Source organism: Roseinatronobacter monicus, assembly GCF_006716865.1.
GTDB lineage: Bacteria > Pseudomonadota > Alphaproteobacteria > Rhodobacterales > Rhodobacteraceae > Roseinatronobacter > Roseinatronobacter monicus.
Genome location: NZ_VFPT01000002.1, coordinates 226,546 through 244,353 on the forward strand (window position 1 = coordinate 226,546; position 17,808 = coordinate 244,353).

18 protein-coding genes and 1 pseudogene are annotated in these 17,808 nt (G+C 56.7%); 10 read left to right on the plus strand and 9 right to left on the minus strand.

Going from position 1 to position 17,808, the window contains the following annotated elements:
- Positions 1–2 precede the first annotated feature (2 nt).
- The 5 genes from BD293_RS19055 (at position 3) to BD293_RS19075 (ending at position 4,937) form a co-directional block, all read left to right on the plus strand.
- Complete coding sequence (locus tag BD293_RS19055; RefSeq protein ID WP_142085024.1) at positions 3–260, plus strand: PAAR domain-containing protein; 258 nt, start codon at positions 3–5, stop codon at positions 258–260.
- A gap of 248 nt (positions 261–508) precedes the next feature.
- Positions 509–1,549, plus strand: a complete 1,041-nt coding sequence (locus BD293_RS19060) for a DUF4123 domain-containing protein (protein WP_170207230.1) — start codon at positions 509–511, stop codon at positions 1,547–1,549.
- Positions 1,550–1,560: 11 nt separating this feature from the next.
- Complete coding sequence (locus tag BD293_RS19065; protein WP_142085028.1) at positions 1,561–2,859, plus strand: hypothetical protein; 1,299 nt, start codon at positions 1,561–1,563, stop codon at positions 2,857–2,859.
- Between the two features lie 54 nt (positions 2,860–2,913).
- Positions 2,914–3,672: a hypothetical protein gene (locus tag BD293_RS19070; RefSeq protein ID WP_142085030.1), complete on the plus strand. Its 759-nt coding sequence runs from the start codon at positions 2,914–2,916 to the stop codon at positions 3,670–3,672.
- A 173-nt stretch (positions 3,673–3,845) separates the two neighbouring features.
- Positions 3,846–4,937: an IS630 family transposase gene (locus BD293_RS19075; RefSeq protein WP_142085032.1), complete on the plus strand. Its 1,092-nt coding sequence runs from the start codon at positions 3,846–3,848 to the stop codon at positions 4,935–4,937.
- Positions 4,938–5,296: 359 nt separating this feature from the next.
- On the opposite strand, the gene BD293_RS19080 is transcribed toward BD293_RS19075, so the two are convergent.
- The 3 genes from BD293_RS19080 to BD293_RS19090 all read right to left on the minus strand — a co-directional run bounded on the left by BD293_RS19080 (position 5,297) and on the right by BD293_RS19090 (position 7,656).
- Complete coding sequence (locus BD293_RS19080) at positions 5,297–5,752, minus strand: MarR family winged helix-turn-helix transcriptional regulator (RefSeq protein WP_142085034.1); 456 nt, start codon at positions 5,750–5,752, stop codon at positions 5,297–5,299.
- A complete protein-coding gene (locus BD293_RS19085; RefSeq protein WP_246086400.1) occupies positions 5,745–6,893 on the minus strand; it encodes an Acg family FMN-binding oxidoreductase in 1,149 nt (382 codons plus the stop codon). The genes BD293_RS19080 and BD293_RS19085 overlap by 8 nt, the downstream gene beginning before the upstream one ends.
- A gap of 358 nt (positions 6,894–7,251) precedes the next feature.
- The gene (locus BD293_RS19090) at positions 7,252–7,656 is read right to left on the minus strand and encodes a single-stranded DNA-binding protein (RefSeq protein WP_142085035.1); all 405 of its coding nucleotides are present in this window, start codon (positions 7,654–7,656) and stop codon (positions 7,252–7,254) included.
- 425 nt (positions 7,657–8,081) lie between these two features.
- Here BD293_RS19090 and BD293_RS19095 point away from each other — a divergent pair, with 425 nt between their 5' ends.
- The 4 genes from BD293_RS19095 (at position 8,082) to BD293_RS19110 (ending at position 11,271) form a co-directional block, all read left to right on the plus strand.
- Positions 8,082–8,402, plus strand: a complete 321-nt coding sequence (locus BD293_RS19095; RefSeq protein ID WP_142085037.1) for an H-NS histone family protein — start codon at positions 8,082–8,084, stop codon at positions 8,400–8,402.
- Between the two features lie 310 nt (positions 8,403–8,712).
- On the plus strand, positions 8,713–9,039 hold the full coding sequence (locus BD293_RS19100; RefSeq protein ID WP_142085039.1) for an ArsR/SmtB family transcription factor: 327 nt from the start codon (positions 8,713–8,715) through the stop codon (positions 9,037–9,039).
- On the plus strand, positions 9,036–9,902 hold the full coding sequence (locus tag BD293_RS19105) for a sterol desaturase family protein (protein WP_142085040.1): 867 nt from the start codon (positions 9,036–9,038) through the stop codon (positions 9,900–9,902). Before BD293_RS19100 ends, BD293_RS19105 begins: the two co-directional genes overlap by 4 nt.
- Before the next feature lie 305 nt (positions 9,903–10,207).
- Positions 10,208–11,271 (plus strand): IS630 family transposase gene (locus BD293_RS19110; protein WP_142079576.1). Its coding sequence is split into 2 segments (ribosomal slippage): positions 10,208–10,693 and positions 10,696–11,271, totalling 1,062 coding nucleotides; the frame shifts between segments, so codons are not numbered across the junction.
- A gap of 180 nt (positions 11,272–11,451) precedes the next feature.
- On the opposite strand, the gene BD293_RS19115 is transcribed toward BD293_RS19110, so the two are convergent.
- Complete coding sequence (locus BD293_RS19115; RefSeq protein WP_142085042.1) at positions 11,452–11,682, minus strand: DUF6429 family protein; 231 nt, start codon at positions 11,680–11,682, stop codon at positions 11,452–11,454.
- A 44-nt stretch (positions 11,683–11,726) separates the two neighbouring features.
- Positions 11,727–11,984 (minus strand): WGR domain-containing protein, encoded by a 258-nt coding sequence (locus BD293_RS19120; RefSeq protein ID WP_142085044.1) that lies wholly within the window; start codon positions 11,982–11,984, stop codon positions 11,727–11,729.
- Positions 11,985–12,171: 187 nt separating this feature from the next.
- On the opposite strand from BD293_RS19120, the gene BD293_RS19125 reads away from it, so the two are divergent.
- Positions 12,172–13,235, plus strand: a protein-coding gene (locus BD293_RS19125; protein WP_142079576.1) for an IS630 family transposase whose coding sequence is annotated in 2 segments (ribosomal slippage) — positions 12,172–12,657 and positions 12,660–13,235 — 1,062 coding nt in all. Because the reading frame shifts where the segments join, the coding sequence is not laid out codon by codon here.
- Positions 13,236–13,452: 217 nt separating this feature from the next.
- On the opposite strand, the gene BD293_RS19130 is transcribed toward BD293_RS19125, so the two are convergent.
- From BD293_RS19130 to repC, 4 genes and pseudogenes are all read right to left on the minus strand, one after another.
- Positions 13,453–14,889: a DUF6880 family protein gene (locus BD293_RS19130; protein ID WP_142085045.1), complete on the minus strand. Its 1,437-nt coding sequence runs from the start codon at positions 14,887–14,889 to the stop codon at positions 13,453–13,455.
- Positions 14,890–15,027: 138 nt separating this feature from the next.
- Entirely contained in the window at positions 15,028–15,336 is a 309-nt protein-coding gene (locus BD293_RS19135) for a hypothetical protein (protein WP_142085047.1), read from the minus strand.
- 845 nt (positions 15,337–16,181) lie between these two features.
- A pseudogene (locus BD293_RS23630) lies at positions 16,182–16,487 on the minus strand (ParB/Srx family N-terminal domain-containing protein); the annotation flags it as partial.
- 181 nt (positions 16,488–16,668) lie between these two features.
- A partial coding sequence (gene repC / locus BD293_RS19145; protein WP_246086401.1) for a plasmid replication protein RepC occupies positions 16,669–17,808 on the minus strand: 1,140 nt, incomplete at its 5' end.

A 17,808-nucleotide genomic window follows, 5' to 3' on the forward strand; every position in this document is an offset into this window, starting at 1 on the left:
ACATGCGCCCGATTGCACGTCTTGGTGACGTACATGATTGCCCGATCCATGGTAAGAACAGCATTGCAGCAGGGGGCGCGGGCAAGGTTGACGGCCGCCCTGTGGCGCGTCTGGGCGATGTTTGCGCCTGTGGTGGGGTGATCATCGAGGGGTCAAGCCAGTCCAGCGATGGCGGCCAACCCATTGCCTACCAAGGCTGCAAGACCAGCTGCGGCGGGGTCATCACATCAGGATCACCAACGGGCAAGGTGGCGCCATGACCCTTTTTCTAGGGCATTGCCATGCCTCGCGCGGCGAGGATCAGATGCGGCTGGTGGCGGCCGCGCTTTGTGCAGACCGCCCGGAGTTTGAGGCGCTGGTTGGCGCGGCGCTGGCGGCGCAGGGCTACCGGCTGGATTGGGCCGAAGATGTGCTGCCTGCAGGCCCCTGGGTCGCGCGCCACCCTGCGGCGGGCGGGGCTGAACTCGCACGTTCGGTGCATGCGGGGCGGCGGGTCGCATTGGGGCCGATGATGGCACTAGCGGCCCTGGGCGAAGCCGGTGCCGCGCCAGACCAGAATTGGCTGCAGGTTGAGGACCTGGGGCCGGTTGAACCGCTCGACGCGCAATTCGGGGTGCATCCGAAGAAATCTGCCCCCGATGCGCTGCGTGACGCTCTGTTCGGCCAGCCAGCGCCAAGCGACGCTGAGCGCGAGGCGTTTGGTCAGGACATTCCACCGCTGGCAACCTATGCCGTTCTGGACGCGACCAAGATGCCCTATCTGCTGACCAGCCTGCTGGAAAGTTCCGGCCTACGATATCAGTCGCTGTTTCAGGGCGAGGCGCAGGAAGAACTGGGCGAGCACGCGCCTTACCTTGTGGAACTGAAGGACGGCCACGACTTCACCCGCCGCCTGTTCACCGGGCCAGACGGCATCGGCGGGCTGTGGGAGAAGGAACTCGGCATCTTCATCCGCTCCCGCGCCGGGTTTGACGCTCTGCGCAAACACCTGCGGAAGTTTACCCGCGTGCAGGATGAAACCGGCAAGTGGTTTTATTTCAGGTTCTGGGAAGGGGGGCCTTTGGGCGAATACCTCAAGGAACATCACGAGGACGCGAAAGCCTATGTACAACAGTTTATTGGGACGCAAACATTTATACTCGTCTCACAGCTTGCCAGTTGCGCTCAAGCTTTCTCAGCACCAGTGCCGCTGTCAACATTGCCTGACAAGCAGCGCGGGGGATGGCCTCATTTACTGCAAGATTTTCAGGCCATACAGCTGAAGAAGTTTAAGCGCAATTTGGCGGACAGCCTGAGGCAGTCATTCCAGCCCTTTGGCGAGCTCGATCCTGATCAAGGACAAAGTATGCTCCATCCTATCGTCGATCATGCCCTTGCATTCGGATTGGACGATGAAGAAGCAGTTGAAAATTATTGCAAGTTATGTCTGATCATTGGACAACCACCAGAGAATTTTGAAGACCTGCGCAAGATTTTGAAAGGGCCGCAGCACCAGATTGACCGAACCAAAAAAGCACTTCAGCTCGTCAATGAGAAGCTGGCCAAGTAAGGAGAAAATCAATGAATGCACGTGCGTGTAACGACCCTTTGCAACGCTGTGATAGCGGAAACCTGTTTCGGTTGAATGCCGCGAACCTGAACACATCGGTTGAAGGCATTGTGAACGGCAACAGCACAGGCCCCCTGCCAGATGGGCGGGTCTATAAGCTGTCAAACACATTGGCGGGAACGCGCGGACGTCTGGAATGCAAAATCGGCGACAATACCTACACCGTGTTCGAGGATATCGAACCTTACCGCAACACGCCCGAAGATGTGGGGATGCTGATCAGTGAGGTGCCTGACGGCTATCAAGGCGCGGGGGCGGCGGCGGATCCTGACGATACGCTGATGATCCAGATATCCGAGAGCTTTGGTGTTTCTGAGGGCGAGTATGATATATCGACCGCAGATGAGGGGATGCTGGCCCGCATTACGCTTACCATTCTTGCAGGGCTGGACCGGATTGATGAGGCGACGGGCCTTGCCGCGTTGCGCGACAGGACAGGGATGGATTTTTCTCTTCGTGGAACGGATGGGGTGCCGTTTTTTGCGAACGTTATTGAATTCTTGCGCACGCAGAATGCACGGGCCGCGATCGGGACTTTTGTTGATGCCGCGCGCGAGACAATTCATGTGTTTCGCAATGCGATCGGGGCGCTGATGGTCTCATTTCGCATCAAGTCTGCTGCTGTGCGGGGTTTCATCATGGGGGCTGCGGCTATGATGACCCGCCGGTCTCTGGCCTATATTGTGACCGGCGCGCGCAATGTACTGTCCAGCCCTGCGGCGGATCGCGCCAGCCGCGTGCCTTATCTGGGCTTCGTGATTGTGGGGGCAATCGAGACACTGGAATGGTATGCCGATCCGGCTTCGCGCGAGGACTGGATAAATCTGGTCATCCGTTTGTTGGTCGGATTTGCCATTGTCGCAATTGCGGCAGTGGTGGGGATGATTATTTTGGCAGCCGCCGCGATAGCAGTTAAAGCAACGCTCTTGACAGCGGTCGCCGCTGGAATCGCGAGCATTGGCGCCGCTGCGTTTACAAGCCAGTTCCTTACAGGCCTGGCTGATAAATTCGGTGCGGTAAGCGGTATCCAGCAGGCCATAGAAAGGGTTAATCAGAAAATCAACAGTGTTTTGTCTGCACTGGGCGAGGGGCTGAATGCTGCCGCGCAAGGTGCGCAAGTTGTAACAGGCCGTTTCGCAGACAGCTTGAGCCGAACGGTTGATGCTTATCGTGAGATGGGCCGCGAGGTTGGGCAGACATGGAACAGCGGCTGGGCCGATGTGATCCGAAATGGGGGCTTGTTCAGATAGACATGTTGCGCGCAGTTCTGAATAGAATTGATAATATGTTGCGAAGGTGAATGTGTGGGAAAATTGATTGTTAAATTGGAGCGTAACGGTGACAAGTATGCATCGGTTGCTCCTTTAGGGGGCTTGTTGTTTAACGCGCTGCCGCTTCTAATGGCGCCGAATCCATTTAATGATAGCGGAACAGAGATAAGCTTTGATATTTACAGATGTGCGTTTATCGCATTGATTGCGATACATGTTGCTTTCGCGATATTTCTTATTGTTCTAGCCTTACTGAAGAGCCCTTTCTTTCGCTCCCTATTTGGCACTTACATGTTCCACACGGGCCCTTTGTTAAACGCTGTATTCTTCGCTTTTTTTGTGATTGGTTCATGGAAGATTCAGATGTTTACTGTGTGTGTTTGCTTTTGGTCACTGTGGAAAACTTATCGCTCCAATGCGCAAGTAGCGCATTTCTACTTAACACGAAATTTGAAGCATTTTTATGAAATGAGTGGAGAGGATTATCTCTACAGGTGGGACGGCATAGACGTTTTAAAAGAAGATTATTATAAGAATAATCCATGTAAACCTTTGTTCAATGCAAGCATGTTTGAGCTATTCGCTCTACTACTGGCCTATCCAGTTGTATTTTTATTTTATATTCGGGGCGTTTCTGGTACTGCAAGTGATGAGGCGTGGATATTGTTTTCTTGGTTTTTTTGTCTGACGTGTTTTTATACAATCAGATCAATTATCTTCGAAACATTGATTCATATGCGAATGATTTCCTTGATCAAAAAGCGACTTGCAGAAAACCGCTCTGAAACGTGAGAGTGCGGGCGAAGCATATAGCGTTAACAAGCCCGAAGATGTAGGGATGCTGATCACTGAAGTATCCAGCTATCAAGCGCGCGACAGGACACTTCGCTTGCCCTTCCATGATGCTAGTGTTCGCCACCTGACAGTAGATTCCCAATGGCGGCGGGATATGTCACAGTTGGGGCATGAGACGCTCCGACATTTGCCTTTATCTTGGCCCCGCCGACCGCGCAGAGCTTCAAGCCCTGATCACCAACCGCAACACCCCACGCAAGCTGGTCTGGCGGGCCGGGATCGTGTTAGGCACGGCTGACGGTCACGGCACCTTTGAGATCATGCGGCGGACGGGCATGTCGAAGCCGACGGTCTGGCGCTGGCAGGAGCGGTATCTCGACGAGGGCGTTCCGGGGCTGAAGCGTGACAAGACAAGGCCGTCGCGGGTGCCGCCGCTGCCCATGGAAACAAGGCTGAAGGTCATCACGAAGACCGTGCAGGAGAGCCCGCCCAATGCCACGCATTGGAGCCGCGCGCTGATGGCCGAGGCCATGGGCATCTCGCCGTCGAGCGTGGGGCGTATCTGGGCGGAAGCTGGCTTGAAGCCGCATATTGTGAAGGGGTTCAAGGTCTCGAACGACCCGCTGTTCGAGGAGAAGGTCACCGATATCGTCGGGCTTTACCTCGATCCGCCGGATCGCGCCGTGGTGCTTTGTGTCGATGAAAAATCCCAGATCCAGGCACTCGACCGGACCCAGCCTGGTCTGCCGCTCAAGAAGGGCCGCGCCGCGACCATGACCCACGATTACAAGCGCCATGGCACGACCACGCTGTTTGCCGCGCTCGATGTGAAATCGGGCAAGGTCATCGGCGAATGCATGCCCCGCCGTCGTGCCAAGGAGTTCCTGAAATTTCTGCGCCAGATCGCCAAGGCCGTGCCCGCGCGCCGCGATGTGCATCTGGTTCTCGATAACTACGCCACCCACAAGACGCCCGAGGTAAATGCGTGGCTGGACAAGCACCCACGCTTCAAACTGCATTTCACGCCCACCAGCGCATCATGGCTGAACCTCGTGGAACGCTTCTTCGCCGAGATCACCACACGGCGCATCCGACGGGGTAGCTATTCCAGCGTCAATGACCTCGAGGCCGCGATCTACGAGTATCTGGCTCACCATAACGAGCGGCCGAAACCCTTCAGGTGGACCAAAACCGCCGATAATATCCTCACCCGCGAACGCCGCGCGCTCAACGCCCTCGATGAAATCAGGGGAAACAGGTAGGAAGTGTCAGACTCGGAACACTAGTGCAGTGAAGAACTGCAACTCCCGCATCAGCCACATTCAGGGCACAAGATGCTGCGCAATGCGCGAGTGACCGGTTCGGGAAAAGCTGCACCGCGGCGCAGTAGTCATCCCGACCGGCAGCAAAGGGCCGGGCATGACCGAGCGGTCGTAGGGGGCGGAGAGCTCCCGGACGGGACCGTAGCAATGCTCCCCCAGCATCAGACGAGTGCCACGGTTCGCGACGTCACTCGCAAATGGGCGGACGGCGTCAGACCCGGGCGCTGCATCGCCGGGCGTTGGATAAAGCTATCGGCGGAGATTTTAATGCCGTCGCTCTATCAGCATATCGCCGACGCCTATGCCGACACATCACGGTCGCGATCGAGGAATTTTCGCAACACTTCGAGATCAGGAAGCAAACGCTCCACTTGATCGTGAGGAAGGGCGGCGGCAACCCGTGTGAGGTCTGGCGCTATAGAGTCGATTGCTTCCTGACGGAACTTTCGCCCGGCATCGGTGATGAAAACCAGTTTTGACCGACCATCCTTTGGGTTCTTGCGGATCTCGATCAGGCCCGCGCGTTCCAGTACGGCCAGCGAATGGGTCATGGATGTTTTCGGCACCTGAAACGCCTGGGCAATGGCAAGCGGGGTGCGGCCGTCACCGACCCGCACCAGATGGTTCAGCACAGAAAACTGCGCCAGCACAAAGCCCGGCGGCAACCGGGCTTCGAACATATTTCGCGACAATTGCTCGATAATTCCGATCTCGTTGAAAAGTCGGAAATAATCGAACATCGCGGTGTCAGACATTCATGATCCTGCTTTCCAGTGGCCAACGCGGGCTTTTGCCAACGGTTGGACCATAGCCTATGCGTGACAGCATTTGAACCGTGCCGCCACTTGGTGCAAGACGGTCATGCACTTGCGCGTAAATCCCTGCCATTTCCGGGAATTCCTGCAAGGCTTGGCTAAGGGGTTGAAACCCAAGCCCCTGCGCCGTTGCGGCAAGGTTCACGCGCAGCCAGTCCGCCCCGGTGGCAATCTGGGTTTCACGGCTGTTGTCATCAGTCACCAACCAGACATGCCCCATCGCGGTATCGGTATTGGCGAAAATCGCATCCAGTCCCGACTTATAGGCAAAATTCGTTGTGTCCGAGGCCGCTTCACGGGTGAATTGCCCGGTCAGGCGCAGGGATTCAAACAGCGGGCCGGTGAAGTCAATTCCATCGGGGTTTGCATCCACCTCAATGTGGCCGATGCGGAATAGATCAACGCTTTCCTGGTAAGTACGCGGCGTTTCAACCTCGATCCGCAGGGCTTCGTGCGTCAGAGCGCGCCAGTCGGTCACTTCGGTTGCGTCTACCGTGCCACCGAACCGCGCGCCGTTGCGCACCACCGCCCCCAGTTCCGGCAGCAACGCGGTAACGACAGGGCGGTTTAAGTCAAACGGTTCCTTGTTCGACCGCCGCAGTGGCACATGTGCGAACAACGGGTCACGTTCGACCGCAGGGTCAGCGGCAAAGGCAATGCGGGCGACGGGGCGTTGATCAAGGCCCAACGCACTGCTGCCCTGCGGGAAAAGCGCGGTTGAGGTGCGATACCCATCTTCGGCGGCAGCCATGCGCAGCAGTTCCAGAAAACACCCTAGACCGATGGTGATTTGCCGGCTGAACGGGTCGGTGTGGGGTAACATCCGGTCGTGGTCTGCGTGCAGGGTGATGACGCCCTCTTCGGACAGATCGGCCAGCCAAGGTTGGCGATTATGCGGGTTTGGCGCCAGCAAGGCCCAAGACAGCGCCCGCATACGCGGATCATCATAACCGCCCGCCCGCTCCCAAGGCAGGAAGGCCGTCTGCGGGCGGCGGGTGGCCGCATATCCAAAGACACCCCCAGCAGCCACAACAGCCCCACCGCCCACAAGGAAAATCATCTTACGCCGTGTCAGGTTCATTGCTTGCTCCATTGATTCGATGTCGCACCATATAGTGCGCTGTCGAACCAAATGCAAGAGACACTTGCTCTGAGTGAGATGATGAGAAAGCAACTGCTCCGAGCAGGAATGCTGTGGCACACACGAATGGCCGGTTAGATGAAGCCGCGCCGCAGCGTGCGGCCGACAATGCCTGGCCGCTATGGGCCGAGCAGGTCGAGAACGCAGACGATGACATGCGACTTTGCAAACTCCGCTTTCTGCCAACAGCCGCCGGTCACATCGCTCCATGCTGCGGCTGCAGCGACTGTCCGCTTCCACGAACAGCCCGAACCCGGCGGGTTTTCCCGCCGGGCCCGAGGGGGAGACCCCGTTCCTTTCAGAACGGGATCTCGTCGTCTTTGTCGACCAGCTCGGGGTTTTCACTCTCGGCCGATTTCGGGCGGCTGAGGAAATCGACCTTCTCGGCGATGATCTCGCAGCCGTAGCGGTCGTTGCCTGCAGCGTCGGTCCATTTCGTGTAGTGGATGCGGCCGTGGACGAGAACCTTCATGCCCTTTTCGCAATGCTCCGCGACCGTCTTGCCGAGACCGTTGAAGCAGGTGATGCGGTGCCATTCCGTGTCCATGACCCGGTAACCGTTCTCGTCGCGCAGGACGCGACCTTCCGAGAGGCGGGGGCGCGAGGTGGCGAGGCTGAAGTTGGTGATGTTGGTGCCGCCCTGAGTGGTGCGGGTTTCGGGTTTTTGGCCAATGTTGCCAGCGAGGATGACGATGTTTTGCATGGGTAGCTTCCTTCTGTGTCCTGTCTTCGGGACCGTCCCTTCGACAAGACCCTGAAAAAGCCCGTCGGGTGACGCGTGCACGGTGGACGGAACGGACGCCGGAAACCTCCAGAGGACCGGGGTGGCGCGGGCAGCCCCGAAGGGGCAACACGGCCCGGGCTGACGCGGGGTTGCGCGCAGGAGCCCGAACGGGATTAGGGGATTGTCAGTCGAAGGGATGGCCCAGGAGACAGAGATGCGCGGGGAGCCCATGCCAGACCCTGTCATCCGGCACACATGGCCTGTCAGAACCCAAGCCCGGCCCTGCACTGGCTGTCGAAACCGATCATGCCCAACCGCCACCCGCGCCCCAGTCGTCAGGGAGTTGCGGAGCCCTGTCGATAGAGGCTATCTTGCGGGATCATTCAGGACACGGAAAGCATCGCATGGCTGATTTCGATCTCGAGGCGCTGTCGCTCACGGAACTGCGCAAATTGCACAAGGACATCGCCAAGTCGATTTCCACCTATGAGGACCGGCAAAAGGCAGAGGCCCGCGCCAAGGTGGAAGCCTTCGCCAAAGACCTGGGCTATTCGCTGGCCGAACTCATGGGCGAGGATGCAAAACCCAAGCGTGCGCCCGCCCCGGCGAAATACCGCCACCCTGAGAACCCGGCGCTCACCTGGTCCGGCCGGGGGCGCAAACCGCTGTGGTTTGTGGAGGCGCTGGACGCGGGCAAAGCCGCAGAGGACATGAAAATCGGGTGATGAGCCGCGGCTGTTGCGGTCAGCACTCGGCGACAGATCAGATTGCCGGCCGCGCGCGCCTTGCAAGAGGGATGCAGACCCCAGAGGGCTGAAAGCGGATCGTGACGGCGACCATGTGACAAATGGGTTGGCCTGGCTCAGGATGAGACAGACCAAGCCGTATTGGCACAGGAAGCCAGCAGGGTCAGAATTCAGGGCGAAGCCTCAGCAGACCGGCCCCGCTTGCGGGGCTTGCCAATGTCGAAACGAGCCCTGAGCGGACAGTCGAGACCAGTTGACAGCATATAAACTAATAAACTAGTTTAAGCGTATGAAAAACGACTCCGAACTTGCTGGTCTTTTCGCAGCCTTCGCCCATCCGACCCGGATTGCTGTCCTTCGGTGCCTTCTGAAACACTGTCGCACCGGACGGAAATTTGGTGACCTTTCAACTGAGCTGGGCGTATCGCCGTCTACGCTTAAACATCATCTTGACGAAATGCAGATCGCTGGCGTTCTGGCGCGCGAAGCTCAAGGGCGCAAAACAATACTAAAGCTCGATCTCGGCGCTCTTTCGGAAGCCGCAGCGCAGTTATCACTACTATGCTGTTCAGCCGAACTCGAAGCGCGCCCCATCTATAAGGACCCTAATCAATGAGCCGTCTTCTTTCGCAATCCATTCTTGTCGGCCTGATTATTGGGATGGCTGCCTTGCTGACTATCTTTTGGACACATCCTGCGCGCGAAGCTCTCATGGCAGGTGCGGCACTTGGCCTGATCGCACTTTCGCTCATGCTCGAGCGTGTGTGGCCGCATGATTCCGCCTCATCCGATATTCCACGCGAGGAAATTGCTGGAGACATCGGCAGCTTTGTCTTGATATTCCTGATACTGGATGGGGCGCTCAAGTGGCTCACGCCCTTTGCGGTTCTGGCACTAGCGCCGATACCAGACACACTGGGGTTGCCTCTCTGGCAGCAGATACTGCTGGTATTTTTGTGGATCGAGTTTGCGGCATGGGCAAGCCATTGGGCACATCATCGATACAAGCCGCTTTGGGCGCTCCATGCGATGCATCACAGCACGGAGCAGCTATATACGCTCAACAACTTCCGTTTCCACCCATTCAATCATGTGTTGAACCACTTGGCGATGATCCTGCCGCTACTTTGGTTCGGCATCGCTGCCGAGGCAATTCTTGTCTATACAGCTTTGACTTTGCCCGTCTTGCTGCTGCAGCACTCGAATATCGCCTTCGATTTCGGGCGGTTGAACCTGCTGTTCAACACCAACGACCTGCATCGCTGGCATCATTCGGCAAAACCAGCTGAAGGTACGAAGAACCTTGGCCGTGCACTGGTGCTCTGGGATCAAATTTTCAGCACCTACCTGCGTCCGGCTGGGTTTAGTGAACCGTCCAAGATCGGGCTTTTCTCTGCCAGCCGTAGTTTTCCTCCGGCCACGAAATACTGGGCACAGCTTGCTTGGCCATTCAATCCTGACTGTTGTCGTGCAACCTAATGACCGTCCGCAAGGTCCGCATCAGCAACGTTCAATAGCAAAAAATGCTGCGCGATGCACGATTGGCCGGTTTGGTGACGCAGAACTGCAGCGTGCCACCGACGCTGACCGGCGGCTTTGGGCCGACTGCCGCCGCTCGAGAATGGCATGGAGATCGGCCGCTTTCGTGAAATACTATATAAAATGAGGTAAATTCGTAAGTCATACCAAGTCTCGCGAAATCTGACTCTTCTGAGGGTTTTGGGATTCCCAAATCTATGAAGATCTGACTCAATGGCGTCAGATTTTCTGGGGAGGGCCTCTCTATGGGCGCAGCGCTCGCGTTACGGACAGACTACGACGGCATGAAGTTGAGAGAACTTGCGCGAAAGACAAAGGATGCCAACCAAGCCCGCAGGCTTTTGGCGCTGGCGGAGATCTATGATGGCGGTCGGCGCAGCGATGCTGCTCGGATTGGTGGTGTTGGCCTACAAATTGTCCGTGACTGGGTGGAGCGGTTTAATGCCCGCGGGCCTGACGGCTTGATCAACGGCAAAGCTCCTGGTCAGCAGTCTAAGCTTAACGATGAGCAGCGCAGGGCGCTTGCTGCAATTGTTGAGAGCGGTCCGACCTTATCGGTCCATGGGGTCGTCCGCTGGCGCCTGAGTGATCTGAGGAAATGGATTGCAGACACATTTGGGATTTCACTTCACGAGACGTCGATAAGCCGGGAACTCAGGGCGCTTGGTTATGTCAAACTCACAGCACGCCCGCGCCATCACGCGCAAGATACAGCCGCACTGGAGGACTTTAAAAAAAAGGGTTTGCAGCCGCAGTAGCAAAGCTCCGCGCACGGCTCCTGCAAGGCACTGTGATCGAAGTCTGGTTCCAAGATGAAGCGCGTGTCGGCCAGAAAAACAAGATCACGCGCCGATGGGCGAAGCGCGGTACGCGACCTTCCGCCCCACATGATCAGCGCACGAGTTCAAGCTACATCTTTGGAGCGATTTGCCCAGCCCTCGGGAAAGCTGCAGGTCTTGTGCTGCCAGCGTGCAATACCGAAGCGATGGCCCTGCATCTTGCTGAAATCTCCCAAACTGTCGCACCCAAAGCACATGGGGCTGTGCTCGTGGATCAAGCCGCATGGCACATGACTGACAAGCTGGTCATTCCGGACAACATCACCATCATCCCGATCCCCGCAAAATGCCCAGAACTCAATCCAGTCGAAAACATCTGGCAATTCATGCGAGACAACTGGCTATCAAACCTCATCTTCGAAACCTATGAAGACATCGTAGATCATTGCTGCAAGGCTTGGAACAAATTGGTCAGCATGCCCGACACAATCACCTCCATTGGAACCCGCGACTGGGCTCAAGAGTTCTGATCAATGCTGATTGGTATCACTTTTCGCCTCTGCGACAGTCTTGCATCAGCTGCGAAATATCTGTGCGCGATGCAGCGCCCGGTAGAATGGTCGCTCTTGATTGCTGCCTATCAGAGGCGGCCTATCGCGGCGGGAACTTCCGAAAAGCCACACGACCAATGACGTGCTCAACGCAGACTGTCACTCCCCCTTGCTAAACTCGCGCGCGAGAACTGCCCGCGCATGCGCGATGCCTTCAGGTGTCAGGGAAAGTGATTTCGTCTTGTTTTTCGGATCATAAATCAGGCCCTTCTCGAAAAGCCTGTCAGTTATGTTCCAAGCGACGCCTTTCCAGACCCGATCGCCATTATGCAGCGTGAGGCTGAGGATCGCGAGGGCCGCATCATCTATTTTGTCGGTATCGAGCGTCATAATTGTTTCTTAGCTGAGCGTCAGGTTGTGTCGGCATGCGCAGCTCACGCATATCCCCGCCGCTTTTTCACGCATGCGAGCTTCATAAGTGCAGTCACAGCCTGCCCTTCATCTGCATAGGGCTTGGTCATCATCTGCCCGCGAAATCCGATCCGGCCCCATTCGCGCACAAGGCTGGCTCCACCGAACAAGTCAGGCTGGACGCTCATCCGATAGAAGCGGCGCATATTGCGCGCAACATCTATCCGACGCATCTGCAGGTCGGTCGGGAACACCTCAAGCTGGGCAGTGGTGTCAAACATTTCATGATCCAGTTCATGATCTAGCGGGCGTTGGACCAATATATCAGGTGGACGAGCCCGCTTCTACCATGTTGATAGCCCAGTAATACCAAGTCTCGCGAAATCTGACTCTTCTGAGGGTTTTGGGATTCCCAAATCTATGAAGATCTGACTCAATGGCGTCAGATTTTCTGGGGAGGGCCTCTCTATGGGCGCAGCGCTCGCGTTACGGACAGACTACGACGGCATGAAGTTGAGAGAACTTGCGCGAAAGACAAAGGATGCCAACCAAGCCCGCAGGCTTTTGGCGCTGGCGGAGATCTATGATGGCGGTCGGCGCAGCGATGCTGCTCGGATTGGTGGTGTTGGCCTACAAATTGTCCGTGACTGGGTGGAGCGGTTTAATGCCCGCGGGCCTGACGGCTTGATCAACGGCAAAGCTCCTGGTCAGCAGTCTAAGCTTAACGATGAGCAGCGCAGGGCGCTTGCTGCAATTGTTGAGAGCGGTCCGACCTTATCGGTCCATGGGGTCGTCCGCTGGCGCCTGAGTGATCTGAGGAAATGGATTGCAGACACATTTGGGATTTCACTTCACGAGACGTCGATAAGCCGGGAACTCAGGGCGCTTGGTTATGTCAAACTCACAGCACGCCCGCGCCATCACGCGCAAGATACAGCCGCACTGGAGGACTTTAAAAAAAAGGGTTTGCAGCCGCAGTAGCAAAGCTCCGCGCACGGCTCCTGCAAGGCACTGTGATCGAAGTCTGGTTCCAAGATGAAGCGCGTGTCGGCCAGAAAAACAAGATCACGCGCCGATGGGCGAAGCGCGGTACGCGACCTTCCGCCCCACATGATCAGCGCACGAGTTCAAGCTACATCTTTGGAGCGATTTGCCCAGCCCTCGGGAAAGCTGCAGGTCTTGTGCTGCCAGCGTGCAATACCGAAGCGATGGCCCTGCATCTTGCTGAAATCTCCCAAACTGTCGCACCCAAAGCACATGGGGCTGTGCTCGTGGATCAAGCCGCATGGCACATGACTGACAAGCTGGTCATTCCGGACAACATCACCATCATCCCGATCCCCGCAAAATGCCCAGAACTCAATCCAGTCGAAAACATCTGGCAATTCATGCGAGACAACTGGCTATCAAACCTCATCTTCGAAACCTATGAAGACATCGTAGATCATTGCTGCAAGGCTTGGAACAAATTGGTCAGCATGCCCGACACAATCACCTCCATTGGAACCCGCGACTGGGCTCAAGAGTTCTGATCAATGCTGATTGGTATAAGGTGTACGGTGCGGGCAGGAGCGGCTATAGTATCGTCAGGAACATTATGACGAGGGTGCCTAACTTTCTGACCGTGATAGGATTTTCCTGAAGGCCGACAGGGCGAGCAAACATATCAGCACACGCGTTGCGGTCACATCAGCCGGCCTTGGCGTGCTTGGTCCTCTCCAGCTAAAAAAGCGTGCAGCATTGAGGACGTTATCCGTCCACGAGCCCCCAGAACCCATATTTGCGCCCGTGCTTTTGGCGCAGGATATCTAAAAACCTGCTGTGAGGCTTTTGGTCAGCATAATCATCGATTGCCAAATCAGACGCCTGACATTGCGCAAGATGGCGGGCAGCATGACCATACCGCTTGGATTTGGCCCCGCCCAGCGTATCTTCTATCATAGCCCGGCGCAGCAAGGTTGCGGCCAGCGGATACCCGGCATCCAATGCATCCGCCGCACGGGTCAGCGTCATATAGTTATTGCCATCCAGCTCATCGGTGCGCAGCAATACCAGTTTCGCGGCGCGGTCCAACGCGGACCAGTCGATCATGAACCCAAGCGCCGCGCAGATACGCGGATGCGCCGCGACAAGATCAAGTGCCTGCTCTTCGGCCTCGATATCGTCGAAATCCGGAAGCAGCTTAAGGTATTTGCGCAACGCCCTCGCGCTCAAAGTCTGCTCGAAACTTGACCACAGATGCGCCTTCAGGTCATCGCGTTTTCCCAACTTTTCAAGACAGTCCTCAAAGACCCGATGAAGGTCGGAATCGAACATAGCAAACGAGCTTTCGGCCTCGCGCGCCATCGCGCCGCAGACAATGGCGTAGGCCTCTTGCACGCGCTCTGCCGCAATCAGCCTGCGCGCCACATCTGACGCAATGGTGCGATAGGTCAGCTGTTCAGGCGAATAGCGCGCCATGTAGGCGTCTACATCTCCCTGGGCATCAGCTATATGTGCCAGAATGATGGAGCAGGTGGACTGCCTGGCGCGCCGGACAGCCTCAGCGGGCGTTGAGGACAGTCCAAAACGTTTATACTCGTCCATCTCCCCTGGCGTCGGCGGCGTATCTGCCCAAGTGTTTGTGATTTTCTTGAGGTGCTCCAGCCCTTCTTCACCAAGCGCCTCTGCCGTCGCCGGGATGATCCCGTCGAATTCGGCATATCCCGCGTTTGATACAGCCTCCAGAATCCGCTCGGCAAGAGTTTTCGGGTTGATCGTGATCTGTGGAGCCGCCTTCCCTATTAAGTAGACTGCATGATGAAACACATCTCCGATCGCGCCATTGCTGTCATCACTATGCTCATGGATCGTCGGGGCGAGTTGCAGGAAATCCCACAACAGCTCGAAGGCCTCTTGCGCATCATCCTGCATGACATATACGTGAATCAAGCCCAGCAGGCCATGCAAATCCTTGACCAGCTCGCGTTGCTTGCGCCAGTCTAGGTAGCTGGTGGAGCGCCGTAGTGACGCAAAGCGCTTGCGCAAATCGACGGCCATATCTTTGGGCCCCTGCGCAGCAACCAGCTCCATACGTGCTCTGCGCTGCAAGGCGGCAGAGCCCTGCACCAGATCCATCACCAGCGCGGCGAGTATTTCCGGTCCCAGTTTTTCGAGATTGTCTGTGTTCAGAGTTTTATTGGACATTTTGGCCGCTCAAAATCAACTTTGAGATGGCATCCTATCGGCAAGGTCAACAGGATGCCATCCATCCGCGCAACAGCACCATGAGTTCATCGCAGGTTGGCTGCGGGCACGCCCCCCCCCCTGCCCTCTCGCGCAGTTTCAAAACCGATTGGAATCAATCCAGCGCGACATCAATTCGCGGCTGCGGAAGCATTCATCGGGAACGGACCGCCGCTTGGCCCGCGCGAGCCGTTCGGCGAATGAGACCTGTTTCGATGTGGGGTAATCGGATGCTACGGGCATCATTCGTGACTGCGCATCAATCCACTGGCTCAGCGCGCGTCGATCCTGCTGGACCACCCAAGGCAGGATAACCTGATTTTTCAGGGCCAATTTGCGCGCGAAAATGAGCTGCTTCTCGGTTGCCGTAAGAGCCTGCGGCCGGTCCAGCGTTTTGGTAGTAGACATGACAGAGCTCCCCAAATTAATGTGGTTGATTTATGGCAAAAAATCGCGCAGTTTTCAATGATATTGTGTCTTTTATAAGTGCTGGCACCATATGTGGTATACGAAATCGTATATATCCATATCGCCCACGCGCCCTGCCCTACTATCAGTCATGAAGGCTGAGATATGCTACACGTCAGTCTGCCGGCATGCGTTCCGGGCTGGTTCATTCGTTTCCAGAAGCCGCTGAGCCGTTTGCTGTGCTGTTTATCCGCGACACAGCCAAGCCCCCTGCCCTTTCGTTTCGCGCACGGCGACCAGAATACAAGCGTTGAGCACACGGCTAAGACATGTGTCGACCTCGCTGGCGGCGTGACGATCAGCGACGGCTTAGCATCGGGAGGCCGGCCAAGGGCCTCGCGCCGGGCCAAGCTACGATGCGCGGTCAATTCCTGAACCAGCCGCTCTGGCAGAGGTTCAAAAGTACCATAATCGACGTCCCCCGGCACACCAGCCCCGAGCAGCTGCCCGCCGGATTTGATGATGGTCCCGACATGGGCACTAGCATCGTGGTCCAAAGCCGAAAGCTCGATATCACCCCCCTGCCCCGTCTGCGCAACGCCAGTTTCGCTGCCATCCTTAACTGCGGTCTCCGCGAGCGGCTCATCTACTAGCCGGACATAACCGCGGTAAACCGAGAGCTGCCCCGAACGGTCAAGGGTCACAAGGGCCCCTGCGCGCGTGACCTCGATACACTTCCAGCCCTTGGAAGTAATCGCCTCTGCCTTGCGCGGCAGACGATCCACGACAAGCAGATCGAGCAGCGCGTTATTTTCAGGCCACCCGCCATCATCGCACTGACCCTTTTCACGCAGGAAGTAGGGAAAGGGCGCAGTCTTGGCCAGGCGCTTCTGCTTCACCAGTAAAGCCAGTTCTTGAAACCGCCGGCCGCCTGCAGGAATTTCATACATGCCGGTCTCGGTGCCATCCTCATTCAGCACCGCTCGCACGCTCAAGCCCTGTAACAGCCCGCGCCGCGCGATATCCTCGGCCAGTTCCTCGACAGACACACCGGCCTTGATGCGCCGCACATTGGACTGGCTCAGCATGAGCTTGTCGAAAGGGATGTCCTTGGATGCGGACAGGGTAATTTTAGAGGCAGGTTTCGCCATCAGATCATCTCCACAACGGGCGTCGGAAGCCACTCTCCCGATCTCACTTCCCGTCACCCTCAAACCAACAACCCTTTCACTCTCCACATGATCGCCACCCATGACCGGAAGACCTATAAAGTGTATCTCTTTCAATCCTTTATACCTTCCAGCGCGGAGCTTTTGCGATAATCGAGAAGCACTACGCGGCCTGCCCTGTCAATCGACCGTAGAAGCTGCGTTCGAGATGCAACTCCCCTGCCCCGGCCTTCTCGACCATGCCGCGTAGATACCCGCCAGGTGATGTTACCTCACCAGAACAGTGTTTCTCGAACACAAGGGCCAACGCCGCTGTTGCAACCTGTTTTCCAAGCTGTTCTTGCGCCTCGTTCCAGGCATGTTCTGAAACACCAATCATTGGCCTAAGCTGACCTGCGACGCGATGAAGATCGCCCCAGTCCTTGAGGAACCCACCCATGTTGTGGGCCCATGATGCAAATTCAGGACAAGCTTGCATGACGGTGGGTATATCCAAGGCTGCGCGCTTTTTGCGTACCTGCGCCACCCACTCTTCCAGCTCGATGTCAACTTGGTCTTCCGGCAAGGCATTTTGCGCCACCGCGGAGACTTCCTCTTTCTCAGAGGAATTACGGTTTACAGGATTAAGTTGATTTGTAGTTAGTATATGAGGTTCGAAAACGGACACCCTGGGGTTCATTTCTTGATCTTCCATGGGCAGTGGTTCGATGGTTTCAGGCGAGTTTTCCACAACGTCCATGGTCGATGTGGCTTTGAGATATGCGGCGTCTACGCGCTCTTGGAGCTGCTTGAACCAGGTCAATAGTCGTTCGAGCTGTTCTGAGCCGTCATTACGACGAGGTAGCTTGCTCAAAAGGTCTTCCAGAAGGCTTGTGAATTGTGTCCAGGGGCCACTGAGAGTGCCGCTGACGGCCGACTCGATGCGGGCTCGGATCATCCTGCGCGCGACCGTGATTTGACGCTTGAAGCGCTGGCACATCTCACGCTCTGCTTGCAATGCGACGTGCAGTTCCTCAAATTCCTCAACTCGTGCTGAAAGCGGCGAAAGATCGAAGCCATAGGCCTCGATGATCACACCATCTGAATTCCTGCGCCCCCAGCGCTTACCGTTGGGACTGTCCTTGAAGGAGATCACGCCGATCTCCGCAAGTCGCCGCGCGTGACGTTTAAGCGCAGAAAGAGAAAAGCCTGTCTGCTCCATTAAGTAGGCGTTGGAAGCCCACACAATCGGGCGTTGCCGCGCTTCCCAATCCTGGGGTTGAGTGAATGCACCCAGCGTGTCGAGAAGCATCATATCGCCAGC